Source organism: Rhizobium sp. CC1099 (assembly GCF_029714385.1).
In the GTDB taxonomy this organism is placed as follows: Bacteria; Pseudomonadota; Alphaproteobacteria; order Rhizobiales; family Rhizobiaceae; genus Rhizobium.
This window is the reverse complement of the sequence record NZ_CP121641.1, coordinates 977,117-1,001,366: the sequence shown is the minus strand read 5'-3', so window position 1 is coordinate 1,001,366 and position 24,250 is coordinate 977,117. Positions and strand designations below refer to the sequence as shown.

The 24,250-nt window shown below is 60.5% G+C and carries 24 protein-coding genes; 13 read left to right on the top strand and 11 right to left on the bottom strand.

Going from position 1 to position 24,250, the window contains the following annotated elements; all coding sequences use genetic code 11:
• Positions 1 to 17: 17 nt before the first annotated feature.
• Positions 18 to 479 (top strand): molybdenum cofactor biosynthesis protein MoaE, encoded by a 462-nt coding sequence (locus QA644_RS05000; RefSeq protein ID WP_074067265.1) that lies wholly within the window; start codon positions 18 to 20, stop codon positions 477 to 479.
• Here the strand turns inward: QA644_RS05000 and QA644_RS04995 are convergent, their stop codons facing one another.
• Entirely contained in the window at positions 480 to 1,376 is an 897-nt protein-coding gene (locus tag QA644_RS04995; protein ID WP_074067263.1) for a branched-chain amino acid ABC transporter permease, read from the bottom strand.
• 66 nt (positions 1,377 to 1,442) lie between these two features.
• Between QA644_RS04995 and QA644_RS04990 the strand changes: the two genes are divergently transcribed.
• The gene (locus QA644_RS04990; RefSeq protein ID WP_239599385.1) at positions 1,443 to 1,988 is read left to right on the top strand and encodes a CGNR zinc finger domain-containing protein; all 546 of its coding nucleotides are present in this window, start codon (positions 1,443 to 1,445) and stop codon (positions 1,986 to 1,988) included.
• Complete coding sequence (locus QA644_RS04985; RefSeq protein ID WP_039844469.1) at positions 1,985 to 2,491, top strand: hypothetical protein; 507 nt, start codon at positions 1,985 to 1,987, stop codon at positions 2,489 to 2,491. Before QA644_RS04990 ends, QA644_RS04985 begins: the two co-directional genes overlap by 4 nt.
• Before the next feature lie 73 nt (positions 2,492 to 2,564).
• On the opposite strand, the gene ndk is transcribed toward QA644_RS04985, so the two are convergent.
• Entirely contained in the window at positions 2,565 to 2,987 is a 423-nt protein-coding gene (gene ndk / locus QA644_RS04980; protein WP_022714709.1) for a nucleoside-diphosphate kinase, read from the bottom strand.
• A 460-nt stretch (positions 2,988 to 3,447) separates the two neighbouring features.
• On the opposite strand from ndk, the gene QA644_RS04975 reads away from it, so the two are divergent.
• The 3 genes from QA644_RS04975 to QA644_RS04965 all read left to right on the top strand — a co-directional run bounded on the left by QA644_RS04975 (position 3,448) and on the right by QA644_RS04965 (position 7,010).
• The gene (locus tag QA644_RS04975; RefSeq protein WP_283071328.1) at positions 3,448 to 5,331 is read left to right on the top strand and encodes an ABC-F family ATP-binding cassette domain-containing protein; all 1,884 of its coding nucleotides are present in this window, start codon (positions 3,448 to 3,450) and stop codon (positions 5,329 to 5,331) included.
• A 117-nt stretch (positions 5,332 to 5,448) separates the two neighbouring features.
• On the top strand, positions 5,449 to 6,375 hold the full coding sequence (locus QA644_RS04970) for a Gfo/Idh/MocA family oxidoreductase (protein ID WP_283071326.1): 927 nt from the start codon (positions 5,449 to 5,451) through the stop codon (positions 6,373 to 6,375).
• 83 nt (positions 6,376 to 6,458) lie between these two features.
• Positions 6,459 to 7,010: a GrpB family protein gene (locus QA644_RS04965; RefSeq protein WP_074067253.1), complete on the top strand. Its 552-nt coding sequence runs from the start codon at positions 6,459 to 6,461 to the stop codon at positions 7,008 to 7,010.
• Between the two features lie 9 nt (positions 7,011 to 7,019).
• Here QA644_RS04965 and QA644_RS04960 read toward each other — a convergent pair whose 3' ends face one another.
• Together QA644_RS04960 and QA644_RS04955 are read right to left on the bottom strand one after the other, a co-directional pair.
• Positions 7,020 to 7,469: a DNA polymerase III subunit chi gene (locus QA644_RS04960; protein WP_194729350.1), complete on the bottom strand. Its 450-nt coding sequence runs from the start codon at positions 7,467 to 7,469 to the stop codon at positions 7,020 to 7,022.
• A gap of 7 nt (positions 7,470 to 7,476) precedes the next feature.
• Positions 7,477 to 8,967: a leucyl aminopeptidase gene (locus QA644_RS04955; RefSeq protein ID WP_239599389.1), complete on the bottom strand. Its 1,491-nt coding sequence runs from the start codon at positions 8,965 to 8,967 to the stop codon at positions 7,477 to 7,479.
• Between the two features lie 237 nt (positions 8,968 to 9,204).
• On the opposite strand from QA644_RS04955, the gene QA644_RS04950 reads away from it, so the two are divergent.
• The 7 genes from QA644_RS04950 (at position 9,205) to rsmA (ending at position 17,617) form a co-directional block, all read left to right on the top strand.
• Positions 9,205 to 9,900: a phosphatase PAP2 family protein gene (locus tag QA644_RS04950; protein ID WP_083635819.1), complete on the top strand. Its 696-nt coding sequence runs from the start codon at positions 9,205 to 9,207 to the stop codon at positions 9,898 to 9,900.
• A gap of 106 nt (positions 9,901 to 10,006) precedes the next feature.
• Complete coding sequence (locus tag QA644_RS04945) at positions 10,007 to 11,185, top strand: LptF/LptG family permease (RefSeq protein WP_074070217.1); 1,179 nt, start codon at positions 10,007 to 10,009, stop codon at positions 11,183 to 11,185.
• Positions 11,182 to 12,270: an LPS export ABC transporter permease LptG gene (gene lptG / locus QA644_RS04940; protein WP_092583163.1), complete on the top strand. Its 1,089-nt coding sequence runs from the start codon at positions 11,182 to 11,184 to the stop codon at positions 12,268 to 12,270. Before QA644_RS04945 ends, lptG begins: the two co-directional genes overlap by 4 nt.
• The gene (locus QA644_RS04935; RefSeq protein ID WP_194729348.1) at positions 12,270 to 14,636 is read left to right on the top strand and encodes an LPS-assembly protein LptD; all 2,367 of its coding nucleotides are present in this window, start codon (positions 12,270 to 12,272) and stop codon (positions 14,634 to 14,636) included. The genes lptG and QA644_RS04935 overlap by 1 nt, the downstream gene beginning before the upstream one ends.
• A 175-nt stretch (positions 14,637 to 14,811) precedes the next feature.
• On the top strand, positions 14,812 to 15,762 hold the full coding sequence (locus QA644_RS04930) for a SurA N-terminal domain-containing protein (protein WP_194729347.1): 951 nt from the start codon (positions 14,812 to 14,814) through the stop codon (positions 15,760 to 15,762).
• A 5-nt stretch (positions 15,763 to 15,767) separates the two neighbouring features.
• Positions 15,768 to 16,790, top strand: a complete 1,023-nt coding sequence (pdxA, locus tag QA644_RS04925; RefSeq protein WP_283071323.1) for a 4-hydroxythreonine-4-phosphate dehydrogenase PdxA — start codon at positions 15,768 to 15,770, stop codon at positions 16,788 to 16,790.
• Positions 16,790 to 17,617, top strand: a complete 828-nt coding sequence (gene rsmA, locus QA644_RS04920; protein WP_074067240.1) for a 16S rRNA (adenine(1518)-N(6)/adenine(1519)-N(6))-dimethyltransferase RsmA — start codon at positions 16,790 to 16,792, stop codon at positions 17,615 to 17,617. The genes pdxA and rsmA overlap by 1 nt, the downstream gene beginning before the upstream one ends.
• On the opposite strand, the gene gmk is transcribed toward rsmA, so the two are convergent.
• The 7 genes from gmk to fabD form a co-directional block, all read right to left on the bottom strand.
• A complete protein-coding gene (gmk, locus tag QA644_RS04915; RefSeq protein ID WP_022714695.1) occupies positions 17,614 to 18,276 on the bottom strand; it encodes a guanylate kinase in 663 nt (220 codons plus the stop codon). The genes rsmA and gmk overlap by 4 nt on opposite strands.
• A 3-nt stretch (positions 18,277 to 18,279) precedes the next feature.
• Positions 18,280 to 19,167 carry a YicC/YloC family endoribonuclease gene (locus QA644_RS04910; protein ID WP_283071321.1) on the bottom strand — a complete coding sequence of 296 codons (888 nt, stop codon included), beginning with the start codon at positions 19,165 to 19,167 and terminating at the stop codon, positions 18,280 to 18,282.
• 14 nt (positions 19,168 to 19,181) lie between these two features.
• Positions 19,182 to 20,402: an endolytic transglycosylase MltG gene (gene mltG / locus QA644_RS04905; RefSeq protein ID WP_194729343.1), complete on the bottom strand. Its 1,221-nt coding sequence runs from the start codon at positions 20,400 to 20,402 to the stop codon at positions 19,182 to 19,184.
• A 117-nt stretch (positions 20,403 to 20,519) separates the two neighbouring features.
• On the bottom strand, positions 20,520 to 21,782 hold the full coding sequence (gene fabF / locus QA644_RS04900) for a beta-ketoacyl-ACP synthase II (protein WP_283071319.1): 1,263 nt from the start codon (positions 21,780 to 21,782) through the stop codon (positions 20,520 to 20,522).
• An 88-nt stretch (positions 21,783 to 21,870) separates the two neighbouring features.
• Positions 21,871 to 22,107, bottom strand: a complete 237-nt coding sequence (locus QA644_RS04895) for an acyl carrier protein (protein ID WP_022714691.1) — start codon at positions 22,105 to 22,107, stop codon at positions 21,871 to 21,873.
• A gap of 286 nt (positions 22,108 to 22,393) precedes the next feature.
• Entirely contained in the window at positions 22,394 to 23,131 is a 738-nt protein-coding gene (gene fabG / locus QA644_RS04890) for a 3-oxoacyl-[acyl-carrier-protein] reductase (RefSeq protein ID WP_039844455.1), read from the bottom strand.
• Between the two features lie 30 nt (positions 23,132 to 23,161).
• Complete coding sequence (fabD, locus tag QA644_RS04885) at positions 23,162 to 24,106, bottom strand: ACP S-malonyltransferase (RefSeq protein ID WP_239599402.1); 945 nt, start codon at positions 24,104 to 24,106, stop codon at positions 23,162 to 23,164.
• Positions 24,107 to 24,250 lie beyond the last annotated feature (144 nt).

Sequence of the window (24,250 nt, the reverse complement as noted above, 5' to 3'; positions counted from 1 at the left end):
CAAAGGGGAAGCATGACGTGAGCCCAGCCCCCACCATCCGCGTCCAGCGCGAAGATTTCGACATGCAGACTGAAGTCGACCGGCTGAAAAAGGCCGCGCCCGGCGTTGGAGCGATCGTGACATTCTCCGGCCTCTGCCGCGACGAAGGCGGCACATTGGCAGCGCTGGAACTGGAACATTATCCGGGCATGGCCGAGGCGGAGATGACGCGCATCGCCGATTTGGCGATCGAGCGTTTTGGCCTGCTTGGGCTCACCGCCATCCACCGCTTCGGAAAAATCGCCGCAAGGGAAAATATCGTGCTGGTGATTGCCGCGGCGCCGCACAGGCAGGCGGCATTCGACGGCGCGAACTTCGTCATGGATTATCTGAAGACCTCCGCGCCCTTCTGGAAGAGGGAACATGGCACGGATGGCTCGGCAGGCGATTGGGTCTCTGCCAAGGACGCAGACGACGCTGCGCGCGACAAGTGGAAGTAGTCACGGAATGGCGCGCTCGCGCCGGCTCAGCACCAGCAGGAAGACGAGCAGCGAGAAGATGACGAAATCCCGCCAGAGGAACGGGCCGTAGGCGGTCCAGAGGGTTTCGGCAAAACCGATGCCTGCTGCACCGCCTGCGGATTTCAGCGGATCGGAATAGCCGCCGGCAGCGGCGATCATCAGCACCTTGAGGCCGAAGAGCAGACCCGCACCGAAATCCATCGAACCATAATAGAAGGTCGTCAGGATGCCACAGCAGGTGGCGATGAAGACGGCGGCCACATAGGCAGCGAGGAACACGCGGATTGCGCTGACGCCGCAGAGTTCAGCGGCGAGCGGATCGTCCGTCACTGCGCGCCAGACGCGACCCCAGGCGCTGCGGCGCAGCACCAGGCCGCCGACCGCGATCAGCGCACACATCAGCCCGGTATTGATAAGCTGGATATAGGTCAGCGTCACCTTGAAGGATGCGTCGCTCCAGAAAACGACGGTGCGGTTGAGGAAGGGCGAGAGCCAGAGCTCCCGCGTATCGGAGGCCAACCGCGCCGTCTCCATGAGCAGGATGGTCACGCCGAGGGCTGCGACGATGACCGTATTCGGTGAGCGTCGCACGAGCGGCTGCATGACGGAGCGGCCGATCCAGAAGCCGGCGCCGAGCGAATAGACGAAAGACATGACGGCGCCGATCGCGAGCGATGCGGGCAGGACCAGCCAGAGGCGGTTATAGGCGAAATCGGTGAACAGCAGCAGGATCTGTCCCGCGAAAGCGAAGACCGCACCATAGGTGATATCGGCGCGCTTGGTGACGCCGAAGGCAAGCGCATAGCCAAAGGCAAGTGCCGCGTAGAGCGCTGCCAACGGCACCGCGTTTGCCAGCTGCTGCAATAGATAACCCATCAGGAAACTCCGGATCCTCTGCAAATAATAACTGGCAAAACCTATTTTACCAGTTATATTTTCTTTATGATCTTTGCCTGGACCGCACATCGTTTCTCTGGCGGCGCGCTGGCGCTGGATGTCGCCAACAGCGTCATTCTGCGTCATGATATAGCGCGCAGCATCGACCGCTTTGCGGCGGATGAACAGTTCACGAGCTTTCCGCATGCAGCTGCGGAATTCTGCGCGGAGCGCGCACTTTTCAGGGAAGTTCTGCCGGTGGCGCCAGAAGACAGGCCGAATTTCATCGCGCTGCGCGAGGCGACGGACCGCTATTTCCGGCAACGGGTTTTGACAGGCAATGACGATCGACTCCTCGCGGACCTGCTTGGAAAACTTGCCGTAACCCTCCGCAATGCCCGGCCCAACGGGCTCGACGCCGCGACCGCGCATTCGGTGCTTCGCCTGATCGCGATGCCTGATGCGGAGCGCTTGAAGATATGCCGCAATTGCGGCTGGCTGTTCATAGACCGCAGCAAGAACAAAAGCCGTGCCTGGTGCGACATGGGCGTCTGCGGCAACCGCGCCAAGGCAAGCCGGCACTACCGCCGGAAGAAAGAGGACGCGACATGAAGATCAAGGTTATCACGGCGCTGGCGCTGAGCGCCGCGCTGCTCGCCGGCTGCCAGCGCGAGATGGAGAAGATGGTCGAAGTGAGCGGCCATATTTTCGTGTTCAACTACCGCGTCGCAAGCGCGACCTACCTCGTCACATTGAAGAAGACTGCAGCCATTCCCGATGGCGCGGTGGCGATCGCGGAATTCGAGAACCCGGCCGGCGGCGACCCAATCGTGCTCACCGAGAAGATCTATCCGGCCTGGGACAAGATCACCCTCCAGAGCCCAAAAGTACACTGCATCCGCAAGGATAGGCCTTATTCCGTAAAGATCCGTCTCGTCGATGCCGAGGGGGCGACGCTGCAGGAGTTGAAGACACAACTGGTCTCCGACGTCGATCAATCGATCCTGCCGAGCAAGCCGCTGGTCGTCGGGCCGCTCTATACGCAGAACCCGGATGTCTTCAAGCCGGACGGAACGACGGACTTCAGCAATACAGACAAGTGCCCTGCCGCATAACGAAAAAGCCGGAGCGAAGCACCGGCTTTCAGAAACATTTCAAAGGCTTCAGCCTCTCGGCTGAAATTCCGATTCAGCCGACGATTTCGGTGTCGGAGAACCAGTATTTGATTTCCTGCGCAGCCGTTTCCGGAGCGTCGGAGCCGTGAACGGAGTTTTCGCCGATCGAAAGGGCGTGCACCTTGCGGATCGTGCCTTCGTCAGCGTTTGCCGGGTTCGTCGCACCCATGATTTCGCGGTTCTTGAGGATTGCGTTTTCGCCTTCGAGAACCTGCACGACGGTCGGGCCGGAGGTCATGGTGTCGACGAGTTCGCCGAAGAACGGGCGCTCCTTGTGAACGGCGTAAAAGCCTTCAGCTTCGCGCTTGCTCATCCAAACGCGCTTGGAAGCAACGACGCGCAGGCCCGCATCTTCCAGCATCTTGGTGATAGCGCCCGTCAGGTTGCGCTTCGTTGCGTCCGGCTTGATCATCGAAAAGGTGCGTTCAATCGCCATTGGGTCAAATCCTCTGGTTTAGCGGGAAAAGTGGGCGGTCTTTATCCGCCCCTAGCCCCGAAAACAAGGGGGACGCGGCAATTTCACGCCGTTGTCATGGTGCGGCCCTGCCTTCATACAGATCAAGGCAGCGCTCGAACCAACTCTTGACATCTTTCCCCGCCCGAAAGGACGGAGATTTTCAGGGGCGGCTCAGGTCGCCCTTTCGCGTTCTCGGGAGACGTGTTTAACCGCCTTCGATGGCCGTGTTCCGGCCGCCAGGATGTTGACCGCCGCGTTGACGTCGGCATGGTCTGCCTGTCCGCAGGAGAGGCAGAGGAACTTCGCTTGGTTTTCGCGGTTTCCCTTGTCCCTCGACCCCGCATTCGCAGCAGGTCACGGACGTGTATCTCGGATCGACATTCACGAGGTTGCCGCCACGGTCTTGCCTTGATCGCGGCTTTCGGCCAAAACGCCGCGCATGATCACGATTACCGACATTTCTGCCCGCATCGCCGGGCGCCTTCTCCTCGACAATGCCAGCGTGACGCTTCCGGCGGGCACGAAGGCTGGCCTTGTGGGGCGGAACGGCGCGGGCAAATCTACGCTTTTCAGGATCATCACCGGCGATCTCGGCGCAGAAACTGGCTCAGTTTCCATACCGAAGAACGCCCGCATCGGCCAGGTGGCGCAGGAAGCACCGGGCACGGAAGATTCGCTGATCAAGATCGTGCTGTCCGCCGACAAGGAGCGCGCCGCGCTGCTTGTCGAATCCGAGATCGCGACCGATGCGCACCGGATTGCGGAAATCCAGATGCGCCTTGTCGATATCGATGCGCATTCGGCAGAGGCGCGGGCGGCAAGCATTCTTGCCGGCCTCGGCTTCGACCAGGATGCCCAGCAGCGCCCGGCCTCGGCCTTCTCCGGCGGCTGGCGCATGCGCGTGGCCCTTGCCTCAGTGCTCTTTGCCGAACCCGATCTGCTGCTTCTCGACGAGCCGACGAACTATCTCGACCTCGAAGGTACGCTCTGGCTGGAAGACTATGTGCGGCGCTATCCGCACACGGTCATCATCATCAGCCATGACCGCGACCTTCTGAACAATGCCGTCAATTCGATCGTCCATCTCGACCAGAAGAAGCTGACCTTCTACCGCGGCGGCTACGACCAGTTCGAGCGGCAGAAGGCGGAAGCCGACGAATTGCAGACGAAAGCGAAGGCCAAGAACGAGGCCGCGCGCAAACATCTGCAGAGTTTCATCGACCGCTTCAAGGCAAAGGCCTCCAAGGCGCGCCAGGCGCAGAGCCGCGTCAAGGCGCTGGAACGCATGGGCACGGTCGCCGCGGTGATCGAAAATCATGTGCAGCCGATCACTTTCCCGGAACCGGAAAAGCAGCCGGCATCGCCGATCGTCGCCATCCAGAGCGGTGCCGTCGGTTACGAATCGGGCAAGCCGATCCTCAAAAACATCAGCCTTCGCATCGACAACGACGACCGCATCGCGCTGCTCGGCTCCAACGGCAACGGCAAATCGACCTTCGCAAAATTCATCGCCGGCCGGCTTTCGGCCGAAAGCGGCGACATCAAACTCGCACCGAGCCTGAAGATCGGCTTTTTCGCCCAGCACCAGCTCGACGATCTCGTCCCCAACGAGTCGCCGGTCGAGCATGTGCGCCGCCTGATGCCCGCAGCGCCCGAGGCCAAGGTCCGCGCCCGCGTGGCGCAGATGGGGCTTTCGACGGAAAAGATGACGACCGCCGCCAAGGATCTTTCTGGCGGCGAGAAGGCCCGCCTGCTGATGGGGCTTGCTGCATTCCACGCGCCGAACCTTCTCATTCTCGACGAGCCGACCAACCACCTGGACATCGACAGCCGCCGCGCTTTGATAGAAGCGCTTAACGACTACGATGGCGCCGTCATCCTCATTTCGCACGACCGCCATCTCATCGAGGCGACGGTCGACCGTCTCTGGCTGGTCAACAACGGCACGGTTTCGAATTTCGAGGGCGATATGGAGGAATACCGCAATCTCGTCGTCTCTTCGGGCAAAAAAAAAGACGAAAGGCCTGATCTGAGCGAAGAGCCCTCCTCCAAGTCGGAGCAGCGCAAGGCGAATGCCGGCAAGCGCGCCTCGCTCGCGCCGCTCAGGAAAAAGATCAATGAAATCGAATCTTTGACGGCAAAGCTGGAGAAACAGATTCAGGAGCTCGATGCGGAGCTTGCCGATCCGGCGCTCTACGAAAAGGCGCCGGCAAAGGCCAGCGAGAAAGCCAAGCAGCGTGGCGAGGCAGCCGCAAAGCTCGCAGCCGCCGAAGAACAGTGGCTGGAGCTTTCTGCCGAATATGAGGACGCCATGGCGGGCTGAGTGTCGCGCCTTTTCGATCTGCACGTGACAAGGCCGCTTGCCCGGCGGTAACATTCTGATAAAACACCGCCCAATAAATCATACTTTTGAGCGAAACACCGAACGCGAGCTTCAGCCATGTCACCCATCAACCTCGCCATCGTCGGCGTCGGCAAGATCGTCCGCGACCAGCACCTCCCCTCGATCGCCAAGAATCCGGATTTCAAGCTTATCGCGACGGCAAGCCGCCACGGCAGCGTCGACGGCATCCAGAGCTTCACAAGCATCGAGGCCATGCTCGACGCCGTGCCTGATATCGACGCCGTGTCGCTTTGCATGCCGCCGCAATATCGCTACGAGGCAGCCCATAAGGCGCTTTCTGCCGGCAAGCACGTCTTCCTCGAAAAGCCGCCGGGCGCGACCCTGAGCGAGGTCGCCGACCTTGAAGCGCTGGCCGCCGAAAGAGGCGTCTCGCTTTTTGCAAGCTGGCATTCGCGCTATGCGGCTGCGGTCGAGGCCGCGAAGGCCTTCCTCGCCTCGACGAAGATCGAAAGCGTCCACGTCATCTGGAAGGAGGACGTGCGCCACTGGCATCCGAATCAGGACTGGATCTGGCAGTCGGGCGGGCTCGGCGTTTTCGATCCGGGTATCAATGCGCTGTCAATCGTCACCCATATCCTGCCGAGGGCGATCTTCCTGACGAGCGCCACGCTGGAGTTTCCGGAAAACCGCGACGCGCCGATTGCGGCCGACATGCATTTCAAGAATGCCGACGATGTCCCGGTTCACGGCGAATTCGACTGGCGCCAAACCGGCAAACAGAGTTGGGACATCATTGCCGAGACGGCAGCCGGCAAGATGGAGCTTGCGGAAGGCGGATCGAAGCTTTCCGTCAACGGCGAACTGAAATTCTCCGCTCCGGAGGAGGAATATCCGGCGCTCTACCGGCGCTTCGCAGAGATCATCAAGGCAGGCACGTCGGATGTCGACCTCGCACCGCTACGTCACGTGGCCGACGCCTTCATGCTCGGCAAGCGGAAGTTCGTGGAAGCATTCCACGACTGACCGACGGATCGTCGGCCGGCTGCCAGTGCTACCGTTGAATGTTAGAGTGGCAAGATCGACCCTCGCCAAGGACGTCCAATACCATGCATCAGGAGCAAGACGAATCTTTTGGGTTGGGCGTGCGGCATCTGACCGTCACGCTCGCCGCTCCCGACGCAAGATGGCGGGAAGCCTATGCGCTGGAAGAGGCTAGAATCCGAGGTGCGCTCGGATCTCTGGCGCTCGACATCCAGCATTTTGGCAGCACCGCCATCCCGGCAATCAAAGCAAAACCAATAATCGACATTCTGATCGGCGTCAGACGTTTCGAAGACGGGGCGACCTTTATCGGCCCGATGGAACAGATCGGCTACGATTATGCTGGAGCCGATATCGTGCCCGACGACTACATCTTCGGCCGCGGCATCAAGGGCGAGACGCGCACGCACCTCGCCCATATCGTCGAGTATCAGGGTCACAATTGGAAGCGGAACATTCTTTTCCGCGATAGGCTTCGGAGCGATCCCATTCTCGTCCAAGCCTATGAAGAGCTGAAGATCGATCTTGCGCGGAAATATGCCCAAAATCGCGCCGCTTATACCGCGTCGAAGAAGGCTTTCATCGACAAGGTCGTGACGGACAGCGGTCTTGCCTGACCTTGGCGGTCAGGCCTTCTTCTCCCAGCGTCCCTCCGGCGTCTGCTGCCAATAGGTGAGGCTGTGCCCCTCGCCCTTCAGCCTCTTCCACTGGGCCCGCGCGGCTTCGAGCTGCTCCTGGTCGTATCCGTCGAACATGAAGACGATGCGCTCATAGGTGTCCACCGACGGCGGTTCGGCGCCGTCGACGACGAAACGCACGGTCGCAGCGTTGGCGTTTCCGGCCGATGCCGTCAACAGGACGGGCTGGTCTTCGGCGAATTCAGCCTCGTCCGTACCGTGCGGCAAAAAGCTGTCTTCGCGGAAAGTCCACAGATGCGCGTCGAGCGCATCCCTTCGAGCCGTTTCCTTCACCTGGATCGCGACACGCCAGCCGCGCCCCACGCTCTTGTCGACGAGCGGCGGCAGCGCGTCCTCCAGCTTGGATTCGGTCAGATGATAGAACAGGACTTCCGTCATTGCGCGATCAGGCTTCGTAGTGGTCGCGCACCAGGCGATCCAGCAGGCGGACGCCGAAGCCGGAGCCCCAGGACTGGTTGATCTCATCCAGCGGCGAACCCATCGCGGTGCCCGCGATATCGAGGTGCGCCCAGCGGGTGTCCTGCACGAAGCGCTTGAGGAAATGCGCCGCCGTGATCGAACCTGCATAGCGGCCGCCGGTGTTTTTCATGTCGGCGAACTTGCTGTCGATCATCTTGTCGTATTCCTTGCCGAGCGGCATGCGCCAGACCTTCTCGCTTGTGGAGAAGCCGGCCTCCGTCAACTGGCCGGCAAGCGCGTCGTCGTTCGAAAACAGGCCGGCATAGACGCTGCCGAGCGCCACGACGACAGCGCCTGTCAGCGTCGCAAGGTTGACCATGAACTGCGGCTTGAAGCGGTCGTTGCAGTACCAAAGCGCATCGCAGAGCACGAGACGGCCCTCGGCATCGGTGTTGATAACCTCGATCGTCTGGCCGGACATCGAGGTGACGATATCACCCGGGCGTTGGGCATTGCCGTCCGGCATGTTCTCGACAAGGCCGATGATGCCGACCGCGTTGACGGCCGCCTTGCGCGCCGCAAGAACATGCATGAGGCCGGTAACGGCCGCCGCACCGCCCATATCGCCCTTCATGTCTTCCATGCCCGCTGCCGGCTTGATCGAGATGCCGCCTGTATCGAAGACGACGCCCTTGCCAATGAAGGCGACGGGACGCTCCTTGGCCTTTCCGCCCTTCCACTGCATGATGGCAAGGCGCGGCGGACGGACGGAACCCTGGGCGACGCCGAGCAGCGCGCCCATGCCGAGGCGCTTCATCTCGCGCTCCGTCAGGATCTCGACCTCGACACCGAGCTTTTCCAGTTCCCTTACCTTCGCGGCGAACTCGACGGGGCCAAGGACGTTCGGCGGTTCGTTCACGAGATCGCGCGCCAGGTTGACGCCATCGGCGACAGTTTCGGCATCGGCAAAGGCCTTCCTTGCGCCAGCCGCATCGGCGGTAATGATAGTAACCTTGGCCTTGCCGCTCGCCTTGTCCTCGTCATCGGTCTTCTTCGTCTTGTAGGTGTCGAAGCTGTAGCCCCGCAGCAGCATGCCGAGCGCGAAATCGGCCCCGGCCCTGGCATCGACGCCAACGCCTGGCGCGTCGATGAAGACCGTCGCCTTCTCGGCTCCCTTGATCTTCGAGGCAGCCGTACCGCCAGCTTTCAGCCAGTCATGCGCCGTCAGTTCTTCGGCTTTGCCGAGACCAACCACGATGACGCGTTCGGCCGGCGAGCCTTCGGGGGCGACAAGATCAAGCGTACTCACCGGTTTTGCCGAGAATTTGGCAATTTTCGCGGCCCTGGCGATGACACCGGCCGGGTCGGCGATTTCAGCTCCCGCAGCCAAATCGGCGTCGCTTGCCTTCAACACAATGGTCAGTCCGCCGCTGATCTTGGCCGACTTTGAAAATGAGATATCGAATTTGGCTGCCATGTTTTCTCCATTCGGATTCTGCAGAATCCAACCGGCGGCGATAATTTCGGGTTTCAGCGCCGAAAACAAGGCTTGATCGGGAGGCCATGGACAAATCCGCGATACCGAGTCAAAAAGCAACTGTGCTTGAAACGGCGCCGAAAACCACGAGAAGAATGCCCTGACGTGACCGCTAGTCTTGCAGACAAATTATCCGGCTCCCAAGTTCGCTTCCCGCCCAGCGCGGCAGGTACTTTCATCGGCCTCTTCTGTCTGTGGTGGGCGCTGCTTCTGATATTCCATACCTTCCCGCATGTCGACATCGTAGCGTCGTGGCATTTCTTTCTCGTCGATACCTGCAAAACCTCGGACGCAGCGGCACAGGTTTGCGGACGTTTCCCCTCCCGTCAGACAGCCTTTCTGGACACGCTCAGAACGATCTTCTTCCGGCTGCCGTATGTTGTGGCGGCTGTTCAACTCGCCATGCTGATCGCGTGCTACTGGCCTCACGGTGCAACGTTCAACGCGCTTCGGGCCCGAAATCTCAAGATCGCTCTGGCATCGCTGCTGCTCGGACCCGGCCTTATCGCGAACGTCATCCTCAAGGAGCATTGGGGCCGCCCGCGGCCGATCGAGACCCTCAATTTCGGCGGTACCCTCGATTTCGTGCAGGCGGGATCGCTTGCCGGAAAGTGCATTTCGAACTGCTCGTTTGTCTCCGGAGAAGCGGCAAGCGCCGGCTGGCTGCTCTGTCTCGTCATGCTGATACCGCAGCCGGCACGAACCGGACTATTCCTGCCGATTTTGGCGATCTCTATCCTCACGCCGCTGATGCGGCTTTCCTTCGGCGCGCACTTCCTTTCCGATATCGTACTCGGCTGGCTATTGGCGATTGTCGTTTTTGCCGGTGTCTATGCGGGTACCGAATTCATCACACGGGCCAAAAAATTCTGAATTTTGCATGAAATTTTGACACCTGCTTGTCGCAAAAGCGCAGCAAAGAGCTTAGATGGTTCCTGCTGCGATGCTTCCGCTTCGCAGGTGCGTTTCAAGGGCAGGCATGAAACTACTTGAAATCTACATATTGCGGCGCGTCGGCCAGATGTTTCTCGTAGCGCTGCTGCCGGTGCTCGCGATCATATGGACGACCCAGGTCCTGCAGCGCATCAACCTGGTCACCGATAGCGGTCAGTCGATCGGCTCGTTCGCCAAGCTTGCGACGCTGATCCTGCCGTCGATTATTCCTGTCGTCTTGCCCTTCGCCCTTGTGATCGGCGTCACCCAGACGCTGACAACGATGAACAACGATTCGGAGCTGACCGTTATCGATGCGGCCGGCGCCAAGCGGAACATCATCGTCCGGCCGATCCTGCTGCTTGCGGCTGTCATCAGCGCGTTCTCCTTCTTCGTCGACAACGTCGTCGAGCCGAAGGCAAAGACCGGTGCGCGACAGATGATTGCGGCGGCCTATGCCGATCTTCTGTCCACCGTCATAGAAGAAAAGAACTTCCGCAGGATCGATGAGGGTCTCTATGTGCAGATTTCGGAGCGGCTGGCCGGCCGCGTGCTGAGGGGCCTGTTCGTCGTCGACGAGCGCGATCCTGCCTTCGACATGATCTATTATGCGCGCGAGGGCGCCGTCGACGATACGGGAACATCGCTCATCATGCGCGACGGCGAGGTTCAGCGCAAGGCCCGCGACGGCAACGTCTCGATTATCAAATTCGACTCCTATTCTTTCGATCTCTCCGATCTGACGCAGAACCGCGGACAGGCGACGCTCCGCGCCAGCGACCGCGACCTGGGCTTCCTGCTCAATCCGGATCCGGCCGACAAGGATTACATCTCCAGGCCGCAATCATACCGCGCCGAACTTCACAGACGGCTGACGGACTGGGTTCTGCCTTTCGTTTTGGCGCTGATTTCGCTGGCGATCGCCGGTGACGCGCGTTCGCATCGCGAGGCGCGCCTGCACCCGATGGTCACGGCTTTGACCTTTTCCTTTGCGCTGCGCTGGGCGTCGTTCTACGCCGCGAACCAGATCGACACCAATCCGTTTTACATCGGCGTGCTGTATGCGATTCCGGTCGTGGCCGGCGTCGCGGCGAGCGGCTTCCTCAATATGCATAAGCGCCTTTCGATTCCGGCCGCCGTGGGCGAACGTGCCGCCGGCATCTGGCACAGAATCGAGCGGCGACTGCCTTCTGCGCTCGGAAAGACGCCCGGAGGCAGCGCATGATCTTCGGCACCTTGGGACGCTACTTCTTCCGCCGCTATCTTGCGATAACGATCTGGTTCTTCCTTGGAATCATCTCGATTGTCTTTCTGATCGATTTCAGCGAGACGGCAGGCCGAATGTCCGGGCTTCCGGGCTATACCGTAGCCGGTGGCCTGTTGATGACGGCCGTCCGACTGCCGCTCATCATCCAGCAGACCGTTCCGTTCATTGCGCTCTTTGTCGGAATGACGGTGTTGATCGGGTTGAACCGCAAGTATGAACTCGTGGTGGCGCGCGCAGCCGGCATCTCGGTATGGCAGTTCATGTCGCCCTTCATCGCCGGTGCCTTCCTGCTCGGCATCCTGACGATGGCAGTCATCAATCCGCTCGCGGCCTGGGGCCAGCGTCAGGCGGCACTGGTGGAGACCGATTGGCGCGGCCAGGAGAAGGCCACAAGCAGTAAGCCGCAGGTTCCCTGGCTGCGCCAGATCAGCGGAAAGGACGACGTCATCATCGGCGCTCGTACGATTCAGGAGAACGGAACGCTGCTGATCGATGCCGTTTTGATCCACTTCGATTCGGACGGCCGCGTGATTCTGCGCCAGGATGCAGCTTCCGCAAAATTGGAAGATGGTTACTGGCTCCTTAAGAACGTTACCGAGCGCCGGCCGGGCGAAATCGCGGTCCGCAAGGATACGGTCCAGCTTCGCACCAATTTGAAACAAGACTTCGTCCAGGAGCGCCTGACATCGCCTGAAACCATTGCTTTTTTTGACCTTTCCAATCGAATAGCAATTGCAAAATCCTTCGGTGTTCCGACGAAGGCGCTGGAGACGCAATTTCACTCATTGCTGTCTCAACCACTGCTGCTTGTCGCGATGACTCTCATTGCTGCAACAGTGTCTTTAAAATTTAGCCGGTTCAACCAGTCGAGGTCGGTGATTCTGGGTGGAATCCTTTCGGGCTTCGTGCTTTATGTCGTCAACGTGCTTGTAAAAGCATTTGGAAGCAGCGGAGTCGTACCGCCTTTCGTGGCGGCGTGGATTCCGGTAGTCGTCGCGCTGGCTCTGGGCGCAACGATTCTGCTTCATCAGGAGGACGGCTAGTGGCGGCAGGCGACCGCAAGACTTTTAGTAAACAGTTGGTTGCCCTGCTCGCAGGGGCGACTCTGCTTGGCTATTCTGGAAGCATTCCTGCTGTGTTCGCGCAGGAGAATTCGACGTTGCAGAGGCTGCAGCCGAAGATCGATCCCGAAGCGAAAATGATGCTTTCGGCCAACGAGCTCGTCTACAACAGGGACCAGCAGATCGTCTCCGCAGTCGGGGGCGTCCAGATCAACTATGCGGGCTACAGAATGGTGGCCCAGCGCGTGGAATACAACCAGAAGACGGGCCGCATGATGGCGGTCGGCAATATCGAGCTGATCAGCCCCGACGGCAACCGCATGTATTCCGACAAGCTCGATGTAACCGACGACTTCGCCGAAGGCTTCGTCAATGCGTTGCGTATCGAGACCACGGACAACACGCGCATCGCGGCCGAAAGCGGTGAGCGCGTCAACGACAATCTGATGATCCTCAACAAGGGCGTCTACACCGCATGCCTTCCCTGCGCCGAACGGCCGGAACGACCGCCTTTCTGGCAAGTCAAGGCCGAGCGCGTCATTCAGAATGGCGAAAAACATACCATCCGGCTGGAGAAGGCACGCTTCGAATTGCTCGGCCATCCGATCGCCTTCCTCCCCTGGATCGAGGTCCCGGACCAGACGGTCAAGAGGAAGTCCGGCTTTCTGTTTCCGAGTTTCAGTACATCGGAAAACCTCGGATTCGGCGTTACCGTTCCCTACTACTATGTCTTCTCGCCCAGCATGGACCTGACGGTCAGCGGCACCGGCTACACGAATCAGGGCTTCCTGCTCGACGCGGAGTTCCGGCAGCGTTTCGAGAACGGCACGCATACCCTGCGCGTAGCGGGCATCAACCAGATGCGCCCGGAGAGCTTCACCGAGGGAACAAGCGACCAGGAGGCCGATGACCGCGGAATGATTGGATCCAAGGCGGAGTTCAAGATCAATCCCCGCTGGGCATTCGGCTGGGATGTCATGGTGCAGAGCGATAATAACTTCTCGCGTACCTACGAACTCAGAGGGTTCAACGAGACAACCCATGTCAACCAAGTCTACCTGACCGGCCTCGGGAAGCGGAATTACTTCGACATCAGATCGTTCTACTTCGACGTTCAGGACTCCGACCCGCATAGCGAGGAAGAAAAGCAGCAGGCGATCGTCTATCCCGTGATAGACTATCATGCCGTGGCTCCGCAGCCGCTGGCCGGCGGCGAATTGTCGCTCGACGTCAACTTCACGAATATTTCGCGCACGCATGACAGTTTCTTCGACAACCCCGTAGGTGATGATCGCTTCTCATTGAAGGGGCAGACATCGCGTCTGACCGGGGAACTCGAGTGGAAGCGAACTTTCGTGACGCCGCAGGGCGTACTCATCACGCCTCTGCTCGCCGCGCGCGGCGATGCACTGGCGCTGAATGTGGACGATCCCAACTCCATCAGCGGGACGTCCGTATACGACGGCGACTTCGAAAACGGTGATGGCGCAACGCGCGGGATGATCACCGCCGGCCTGGAAGCGCGCTATCCGATTCTGATGACGACGGCCAACAGCACGCATGTCTTCGAGCCAATCGCCCAAATCTACGCCCGTCCCGATGAGTCTCTGGCGGGCGCCCTGCCCAACGAGGACGCGCAGAGCTTCGTCTTCGACGCGACGTCGCTCTTCGAGCGCGACAAGTTCTCGGGTTACGATCGCATCGAGGGCGGCACGCGTGCCAATATCGGCTTCCAGTACACCGGCACCTTCGACAACGGCTACAAACTTCACGGCATTTTCGGCCAGTCCTATCATCTTGCCGGCCAGAACTCGTTCGCCACGGACGATCTCGTGAATGCGGGGGCGAATTCGGGTCTTGAGACCGACCGTTCCGACTATGTCGGGCTGGGCGGCATCGAGACGCCGCAGGGCCTTTCCCTCGCCGCCTCGTACCGTCTGGACGAGAAGGATCTCTCTTTTCGCCGTGGCGATCTGACGGCCGGGTTCCAGACCGATACATTCCAGAGCCAGCTTCTTTACACCCACATTTCGCCTCAGCCGGATTACGGGTCCGCCGAAGGCGGTGATGAAATCCAGACCAAGGCAACGGTCAAGTTCAGGGACTATTGGTCCGTCTTCGGCGGCATTGCGTGGGATCTCAACAACGACGTCATTAGCAGGAAGACGCTCGGCCTCTCCTATGAAGACGAATGCACGATCTTCACGATCGCCTATACTTCAAAACGCGATACAAGCGACGAGTCGGCAAGCGACTGGAGCATTGGCGCCAGACTTACGTTCCGTACGCTCGGCGATGTCAACGTCGGATATTCTGACGATATCGAAAAGAATATCTACAATAATTGATTGCGATATTGGACGGCGAAAGAAAGCGAGCCTTTCTTTCGCCGCAACACTATGCAGGACATTGCCGTCAATCGGGTTATGAGGCATAGGAATGTCGCGTGGAGGCGGCTTCGACCTCGGTAAAGCTGTGTTCACGCGCACGTGCTGCCGCAGCGTCTATGGGAAGGATCGACACATGATTGGCGCGAGAAAGACTGTCACGACTCTGTTTGCCGGCGCTGCGTTCTGTGTGCTCGCGGCGCTTGCTCAGCCACAAAGCGGTTCCGCATTTGCAGCCAGCGAAGTCAAGGCCGTCGTCAACGGGGTGGCACTGACCACGGGCGATGTCGCAAGGCGCCAGGCATTTCTTCGTCTCCAGCACCAGAAGGCCGATGCGAAGACGGCGGAAGAATCGCTCGTTGACGAGACCCTGAAACGTCAGGAAATCTCGCGTGTGCGCATGTCCGTCTCCAAGGATGAAGTCGATGCGTCCTTTGTGCGTTTTGCGTCCGGAAACAAGCTCTCCACCGAGCAGCTTACGCAAATTCTCACTCAGGCTGGGGTCGGGGCCGATCATTTCAAGCAGTATATTGCCGTGCAAATGAGCTGGCCGCGCGTCGTCAATGCGCGCTACGGGTCGAGCGCCCGCATGTCGAGCAGCGACCTTGTCAGCCGCATGATGGAAAACAATAAGCAGAAGCCCGTCACGACCGAATATATGCTTCAGCAGATCATCTTCGTGGTGCCGCAATCGAAGAAAGGCATTACGGGCAAACGCAAGAGCGAGGCCGAAGCCTCCCGTTCGAAATATCCAGGCTGCGAACAGGCAAAGGTCTTTGCAGCAACGATGCGTGACGTATCGGTCCGCGAACTCGGCCGCGTGCTGGCACCGGAGCTTCCGGTCGAGTGGAAGCCGTTGATCGAGCAGGCCAAGGGCAATACTACGGCAACCCGCGTGACAGAAAAGGGCGTGGAATATCTTGCAATCTGCAGCCAGCGCGAGGTATCCGACGACACCGCCGCTGAGATCGTGTTCCGCCAGGAGGATCTCGACAAGGCCAAGGCTGGCAAGAGCGCCCCGGAAAACGAAAACGCTACCAAATATCTCGAAGAGCTGCGCAAGAAGGCGCAGATCATCTATCGCTGACCGCCGTGGCTACCCCGTTTTCGCGCCCGCTTGCGCTGACGCAAGGCGATCCGGCCGGCATCGGCCCGGACATAACCTTGATGGCCTGGCTGAGGCGGCATGAGCTCGGCCTGCCGCCCTTCTTTCTGATCGGCGATCCTGACGTGCTGGCGGTAAGAGCACGCCAGCTCGATCTTTCCGTCGCGATAGCCGAAGCGAACGCCGCAACGGCCGCGGATGTCTTTGCCGATGCTCTCCCCGTCCTGCCTGTTCCTGCGGGCGTCGAGGTGGCTGCCGGCGAGCCGCATGTCGCGACTGCAGCGGGTACGATCGCCGCGATCGAAACGGCCGTATCGCTGGTCGTCAAGGGCGAGGCAGAGGGCGTCGTCACCAATCCCATCGCCAAAGCTGTTCTTTACGAGGCCGGCTTCAAGTTTCCCGGCCACACCGAATTCCTTGCTGATCTCGCGAGCCGCGCGACCGGCAATCCGGTCAGGCCGGTGATGATGCTTGCCGGACCGAAGTTGCGGGCGATACCGGTTACCATTCACATCCCAATCAAGGACGTGCCGCAGGCTTTGAGCGGTGAATTGATCGCAGAGACCTGCCGTATCGCGCATTCCGATCTCAGGCACCGCTTCGGCATCGAAAGGCCGCGCCTTGCCGTCGCCGGTCTCAATCCGCATGCCGGCGAAAACGGAACGATGGGGCGCGAGGACGAAGACATCATTCATCCCGCCATACAGCTTCTGCGCTCCGAGGGCATCGACGCGATCGGCCCCCTGCCCGCCGATACCATGTTCCACGACGAGGCTCGCGCCCGGTATGATGTCGCGGTCTGCATGTATCACGATCAGGCCCTGATCCCGGTCAAGGCGCTCGGCTTCGACGATTCCGTCAATGTGACGCTCGGCCTGCCTTTCGTGCGGACATCGCCGGATCATGGCACAGCTTTTGGCATTGCCGGCAAGGGCATCGCGCGCGAAAAGAGCCTGATTGCCGCCCTCAAGCTTGCAGCCCATCTCAGTCGTCCCGCGGAACACCGCTGATGGCTGCGCTCGATGGTCTGCCGCCGCTTCGCGACGTGATCCAGCGTCACGGCCTTGATGCGCGCAAGGCGCTCGGGCAAAACTTCCTTCTCGACCTCAACCTGACGCAGAAAGTCGCCCGCACGGCAGGATCGCTGGAAGGCTGCACCGTCTTCGAAGTGGGACCTGGACCCGGCGGGCTGACGCGCGCCATCCTGGCGCTGGGTGCGAAGAAGGTGATTGCCGTCGAGCGTGATCCGCGCTGCCTGCCAGCACTGGCGGAAATATCCGCTCATTATCCTGGCAGGCTCGAGGTCATGGGCGGCGATGCGCTGAAGACCGATTTCGAGGCGCTGGCGCCTGGGGGACCCGTCAAGATCATCGCCAATCTTCCGTACAATGTCGGCACGCAACTGCTGGTAAATTGGCTGCTGCCAAAAGAGTGGCCGCCATTTTGGGAATCCTTGACGCTGATGTTCCAGAAAGAAGTCGGCGAGCGCATCGTCGCCGAACAGGATGACGACCACTATGGCCGCCTCGGCGTACTCTGCGGCTGGCGCGCCGATGCCCGCATGGCTTTCGACGTATCGCCGCAAGCCTTCACGCCGCCTCCGAAGGTGACGTCGACGGTGGTGCATCTGACGCCGAAGGCAAACCCCATCCCCTGCGCCGTCGCCAATCTTGAAAGAGTAACACATGCGGCCTTCGGTCAGCGGCGCAAGATGCTTCGCCAGAGCCTCAAGCCGCTCGGCGGCGAGAATCTGCTCAACAAGGTGGGTATAGACTCGCAGCGCCGCGCCGAAACGCTATCCGTCGAGGAATTCTGCCTGCTCGCGAATTCGCTTTAAAGGACCGGCGTCTCTTCCAGCAGTTTGGTGACGAAATCGTAGATGCCGTGCCGCCGGTCGCGGCGCAGGCGCTCGGCCTTCACGATCGACTGCACGGCGTCGAAGGCAGTATCGAGATCGTCGTTGACGATGACATAGTCATATTCCCGCCAATGGGCGATTTCGGCGCGCGAATTGGCAAGCCGCTGGGCGATGACCTCTTCCGAATCTTCCGCACGGCGGTGAAGCCGTGATTGCAACTCGGTCATCGTCGGCGGCAGCACGAAGATGGATACGACATCTGCCGACATCTTCTCCTGCAGCTGCTGGGCGCCCTGCCAATCGATGTCGAAAAGCATGTCGCGGCCTTCGGCCATCGCTGCTTCCACCGGTTCGCGCGGCGTGCCGTAGAAATTGCCGTGCACTTCAGCCCATTCCAACAGCGCATCGGAATCGCGCAGTCGCTCGAATTCGCGGATGCTCTTGAAGTGGTAGTGAATGCCCTCGACCTCGCTCGGGCGCCGCTGGCGGGTCGTCACGCTGACGGAGAGGCCGATCTGGCTATCCTGCGCAAGCAGCGTCCGCGCAATCGTCGACTTTCCCGCGCCCGAGGGCGACGAGATGACGAGCATCAGACCGCGGCGAGCGATCGGAACGGGCGAGGCTTTCGCCGGTTTCATGTCCTACTCCAGATTCTGGACCTGTTCGCGGAACTGGTCGATGACGACTTTCAGTTCGATGCCGGCGGCAGTGACCGCCGAGGCATTCGACTTCGAACAGATGGTATTCGATTCGCGGTTAAATTCCTGTGCAAGGAAATCGAGCTTGCGGCCGACCGGGCCGCCGCGGCCCAACAGATCCCGTGCGGCCGCGACATGCGCCTTCAGCCGGTCGATTTCTTCGCGCAAATCGGCCCTCGTCGCAAGCAGAGCGGCCTCCGCATGCAGCCTGTCGCGGTCGAGCGCGCCCGCTCCGTCCATCAGCAAGGCAACCTGCGCCTTGATGCGCGCGGAAATCTCCTGCGGCGTGCGCGACGGGTCGCGTTCGATCGCGTGCGTCAAGTCCTCGATCGTCGAGACATGATTGAGCAGCACGCGAGACAGTGCAGCCCCCTCCTGTTCCCGCATGAGCTTGAGGTCAGCAAGTGCAGCCAGCAGGCCCCTGGTGACGTCCGCATCGCGGGCGGCGATTTCTTCTTCGCTGTCCTCCGTCTCGCGAAATTCGACGAGTCCGCGGATCGAAAGCAGCGTATCGAGGGTCAGAGGCGCCGGATCGATGACGCCTGCAAGCTGGTCACGCATTGCAAGCACATTGGCCAGAGCGTGCTGATTGAGAACCGTTTCGAAGCGGTTTTCGGCTGCCGAAACCGAAAGGTTGGCCTGCATGTTGCCTCGGCTGAACTGTTCACCCGTAATGCGGCGAACGTCTGTTTCCATGCGCTCGAGGCCCGGCGGCAGGCGAAGGCGCAGGTCGAGCCCCTTGCCGTTGACCGACCGCAGTTCCCAAGCCCAGCGCCAGCGGCCGCTCGTTCCCTCGCGCCGCGCAAAACCGGTCATGGACTGCAAAGCCATCCGAGCCTCCGAAATCAGTTCGTCTTCTTTTTCTTCTGCTGAGCCGCCGGCTCGGCCTGGGCCTCCGGCTGGCCGTCAACCACGATATTCGGATCGGCGCCCTTGTCAGCTTCGAGCTTGCGCCAGCGCTTGACGTTGGCATTGTGCTCTTCGAGCGTCGCCGCAAAAACGTGGCCGCCGGTGCCGTCGGCAACGAAATAGAGGTCCGCCGTCTTCCAGGGATTGGCCGCCGCTTCCAGGGCATCACGGCCGGGATTTGCGATTGGCGTCGGCGGCAGGCCCTTGATCACGTAAGTGTTGTAAGGCGTTTCCTTCTTCAGGTCCGACAGGTAGATCGGCCGGTCGGCAGGCTTGCCGTCACCACCGAAGAGGCCGTAGATGATCGTCGGATCGGACTGAAGCCGCATGCCTTTGGCGAGCCGGTTGAGGAAAACGGATGCGACATGCGCGCGCTCGTCGGGAATGCCAGTCTCCTTCTCGACGATCGAAGCAAGTACCACGAACTCTTCCTTGGATTTCAGCGAGACCGAAGGATCGCGTTTCTCCCAGATCTGGTCGACGAGCTTTTTCTGCTCTGCAGCCATCTGGTCGATGATCTCGGAGCGTTTCGTGCCGCGGGAGAACTTGTAGGTATCGGGACGCAGGCTGCCTTCGGGCGGCAGCGCCGTCGGCAGCTCGCCTTCGAGGACGGTATCCCCGCTCATGCGGTTGAACATCTGGCGCACCGTCAGGCCCTCCGGGAAGGAGATCGAATAGAGGATCGATTTACCGGACTTCAGCAGTTCCATGATGTCGTTCATGGAAGCCTTCGCCTTGATCTCGTATTCGCCGGCCTTCAGGCTCTCCCCCTCGTTCAGGTACGTCGCCGTGAGATAGCGGAAGATGCGGGCGTCGGAGACGATGTTGTTGCGCTCGAGATTGGTGGCGATTTCCGAAAGGCCCGCGCCGCTGCGCACGATGAAATTGGTGTTCGTCTCCAGCGGACCGGGGTCCTGGTAACTGGAGATCGCGTAGTAGAAGGCGAAGATGCCGGCGGCGCAGGCAAGCACGACCATCGTCATCAGGAAGTTCAGGAAGATGACGACCTGGCTGCGCGCCTTCTTCGAGCGCTTCGGCGGCTCCGGAACGCGTTCCGGGCGCAGCGCTTCATTGGGCGACTTCGGAATGATCGGCCCGTTCTGCGCCGGATGGCCGTTGTGGCCCGCCGCGTCGTTGCTCTGATTCGTATCGCTCACCGGCAATCCTCTAAACTTGGCCCTGTCCGCTGTTTTAAGAAGCAATACGGCAAAAAACAGGTAGGCCACCCTCCCGAAAGGTACTGGCCCGTCCTCCCGTCCTGTCAAAAACCGCCTTCAGGCAGTATAGCGGCGCAGCACCAGCGATGCATTCGTACCGCCGAATCCGAAGGAATTCGAGAGTGCAACATCGATTTCTCGCTGACGAGCCTTGTGCGGGACAAGATCGATCGCCGTTTCGCGCTCGGGATTATCGAGATTGAGCGTCGGCGGAGCGACATTGTCGCGGATCGCAAGCGTCGCGAAAATCGCCTCGATGGCACCGGCTGCGCCCAGCAGATGGCCGGTCGCCGACTTGGTCGAAGACATCGAAATCTTCGATGCCGCATTGCCGACCAGACGCTCGACGGCGCCAAGCTCGATCGTATCGGCCATGGTCGACGTGCCATGCGCGTTGATATAATCGACATCTGCAGCCGTCAGACCGGCGCGCTTCAGCGCCATGGCCATGCAGCGCTGCGCGCCGTCACCGTCTTCCGCCGGCGCGGTGATGTGGTAGGCGTCGCCCGAGAGGCCGTAGCCGACGATTTCGGCGTAGATCTTCGCGCCTCGCGCCTTGGCGTGTTCCAGCTCTTCGAGAACGATGATACCGGCGCCTTCGCCCATGACGAAGCCGTCGCGGTCGCGATCGTAGGGACGCGATGCTTTCTCAGGATCGTCGTTGTGCTGCGTGGAAAGCGCCTTGCAGGCAGCAAAGCCCGCAAGCGAGATGCGGCTGACCGGCGATTCCGTACCGCCCGCGACCATGACATCGGCATCGCCGAGCGCGATCATACGGGCAGCATCGCCGATGGCGTGCGCGCCAGTCGAGCAGGCGGTGACGACCGAGTGGTTCGGCCCCCTAAGCTTGTGGCGGATCGAGACCTGGCCGGATACGAGGTTGATCAGGCGGCCGGGAATGAAGAAGGGCGAGATGCGGCGCGGGCCCCTATCGCGGAGCGTATAGCCCGCCTCGACGATACCCTCGATGCCGCCGATGCCGGAGCCGATCAGCACGCCGGTCGCGATCTGGTCCTCGTCGTTCTCAGGATGCCAGCCGGCGTCATTCAGCGCCATGTCGGCAGCGGCCATGCCGTAGATGATGAAGGGATCGACCTTGCGCTGTTCCTTCGGCTCCATCCAGTCATCCTGGTTGAATGTGCCCTCTGTGCCATCACCAACCGGAATGCGGCAGGCAATCTTGGCAGGGAGATCATCCACCTCGAATTCGGTGACAAGGCGGGCGCCGCTGCGGCCGGCGAGCAACCGCGACCACGTCACTTCAGTTCCGCATCCCAAGGGTGATACCATACCGGTACCGGTGATGACGACCCGTCTCATCGACAGCTTCCCCGCCTGTTCTTTCGCTAAAGCAATGCACAAACAAAAAGGGCGGACTCATGGCCCGCCCTTTGAAAATCACACAGGATTAAGCCTGGGCCTTTTCAATGAACTTTACTGCGTCGCCGACCGTGAGGATCGAGTCTGCTGCGTCGTCCGGAATTTCTACGCCGAATTCTTCTTCGAAGGCCATGACAAGTTCGACCGTGTCGAGCGAGTCAGCGCCCAGATCGTCGATAAAGCTGGCGCTCTCGACAACCTTCTCGGCATCGACGCCAAGATGATCAATAACAATTTTCTTTACGCGTTCTGCGATATCGCTCATGTCGGTTTCCTCGACCTTATATCCTGATGAGAATGCCTTCCGACATCCCTACCCTGGTTCAGCCTTCGGCGCCCTCTCGGCACTTTCAGCAAACTCGTTAGCCCGGCTCTCTAAGATGTTCCCCGCTGGCAAAACGCCCGCTGGTCCGCCTTGTTTCCCGGAACGACTGTGACAGTCATGGCCCGCTTAACACGGTTTATGTCTGCCGCAAAGCCTGAAAATCAACCCTGTTCCATTGCTCAACACGCTATTCCGCCGAAAAACGCAAACAGGGCCAGTTTCTGTTTCAGATCATGGCCATGCCGCCGTTTACGTGCAGCGTCTGACCCGTCATATAGGCGGCTTCGGAGGAGGCGAGATAGGCAACGGCGGACGCCACTTCGCCACCCGTGCCCATGCGCTTCATCGGGATTGCGCCCATGATCGCTTCCTTCTGCTTGTCGTTCAGCTTGCCGGTCATGGCGGATTCGATGAAGCCCGGCGCGACGCAATTGACGGTCACGTTGCGGGTCGCGATCTCCTGGGCGAGCGACTTGGTGAAGCCGATCATGCCGGCCTTGGAGGCGCAGTAGTTCGCCTGACCCGGGTTGCCGGTGACACCGACCACCGAGGTGATGTTGATGATGCGGCCGTAGCGACGGCGCATCATCGGATGCGTCAGCTCGCGCGTCAGGCGGAACATCGCTGTCAGGTTGACCTCGATGACGTTATCCCAGTCCTCGTCGCTCATCCGGACGAAGAGGCCGTCCTTGGTGATGCCTGCGTTGTTCACCAGAATATCGACGCCCTCGAGCTCGGCTTCGGCCTTGACGCCGAGTGCCTTGACCTCGTCACGGTCGGAGAGGTTCGCCGGGAATATCTTGACGCGGTCGCCAAGCTCGTTTGCCAGCGCTTCGAGCTTTTCGACGCGCGTGCCGTGAAGGCCGACGACGGCGCCCTGTTTGTGGAGAATGCGGGCGATTTCCTCGCCGATGCCGCCGGATGCACCGGTGACGAGCGCCTTGCGGCCGGAAAGATCGAGCATGGATGCGTTCCTTATATCTGGTGAAACCAATCAGGCCATGAGGGCGGCGACGGCCGCGTCGATATCGGCGGGCGTATTGACGGCAATGCCGTTCACCGTCTTGTCGATGCGGCGCGCAAGGCCGGTCAGCACCTTGCCGGAGCCGAGTTCATAAAGCGTCGTGACATTGTTTGCGGCAAACCATTCCACCGTTTCGCGCCAGCGGACCTGGCCGGTGACCTGCTCGACGAGGAGCCTGGCAATCTCATCGGCGTCTGTCACTGGCGCGGCGCGAACGTTGGCGATCAGTGGCACGACCGGGTTGGCCTTTGAAACGCCCGCGAGCGCTTCGCGCATCGCCTCGGCAGCCGGCGCCATCAGTGAGGAGTGGAAGGGAGCGGAAACCGGTAGAAGGATCGCACGCTTGGCGCCCTTCTCGGTTGCCAGTGCCGCGCCCTTTTCGACCGCGGCCTTTTCGCCGGAGATGACGATCTGGCCGCCGCCGTTATCGTTGGCGATCTGGCAGGCACCAGCGACCGAAGCAGCTTCGCAAACGGCCACGACATCGGCATGTTCGAGCCCGATGATCGCCGCCATGGCACCAACGCCGACAGGAACGGCAGCTTGCATGGCGTTGCCACGAATACGCAGTAGACGCGCGGTTTCGGCGAGTGAGAAGGTGCCGGCGGCACAGAGTGCGGAATATTCGCCGAGCGAATGACCGGCAACATAGGACACCTTCGACTTGGGGTCGAGACCCTTCGCCTGAAGGACACGGACCACCGCAAGCGATACCGCCATCAGCGCCGGCTGGGCATTGGCCGTCAGCGTCAGCGTATCTTCCGGCCCTTCGAACATGATTGTTGAAAGCTTTTCGCCGAGCGCATCGTCAACCTCTTCGAAGACGGAACGGGCCTCGGAAAAATTTTCCGCGAGTTCCTTGCCCATGCCCACGGCCTGGCTTCCCTGGCCGGGAAATGTGAAAGCGACGGTCATCTAATGTCCCTTATTATGTCAATTTGGACTATTTCGCCTCCAATTGACGTTCTTGCGGGCAGAGTCAATAGCGCTGCCAGGGTCTCCAGAGCCGTTGCAGGCGCGAAAAGCCGCGATTTTTTCCTTGCGCTTGCGCAATTCGCG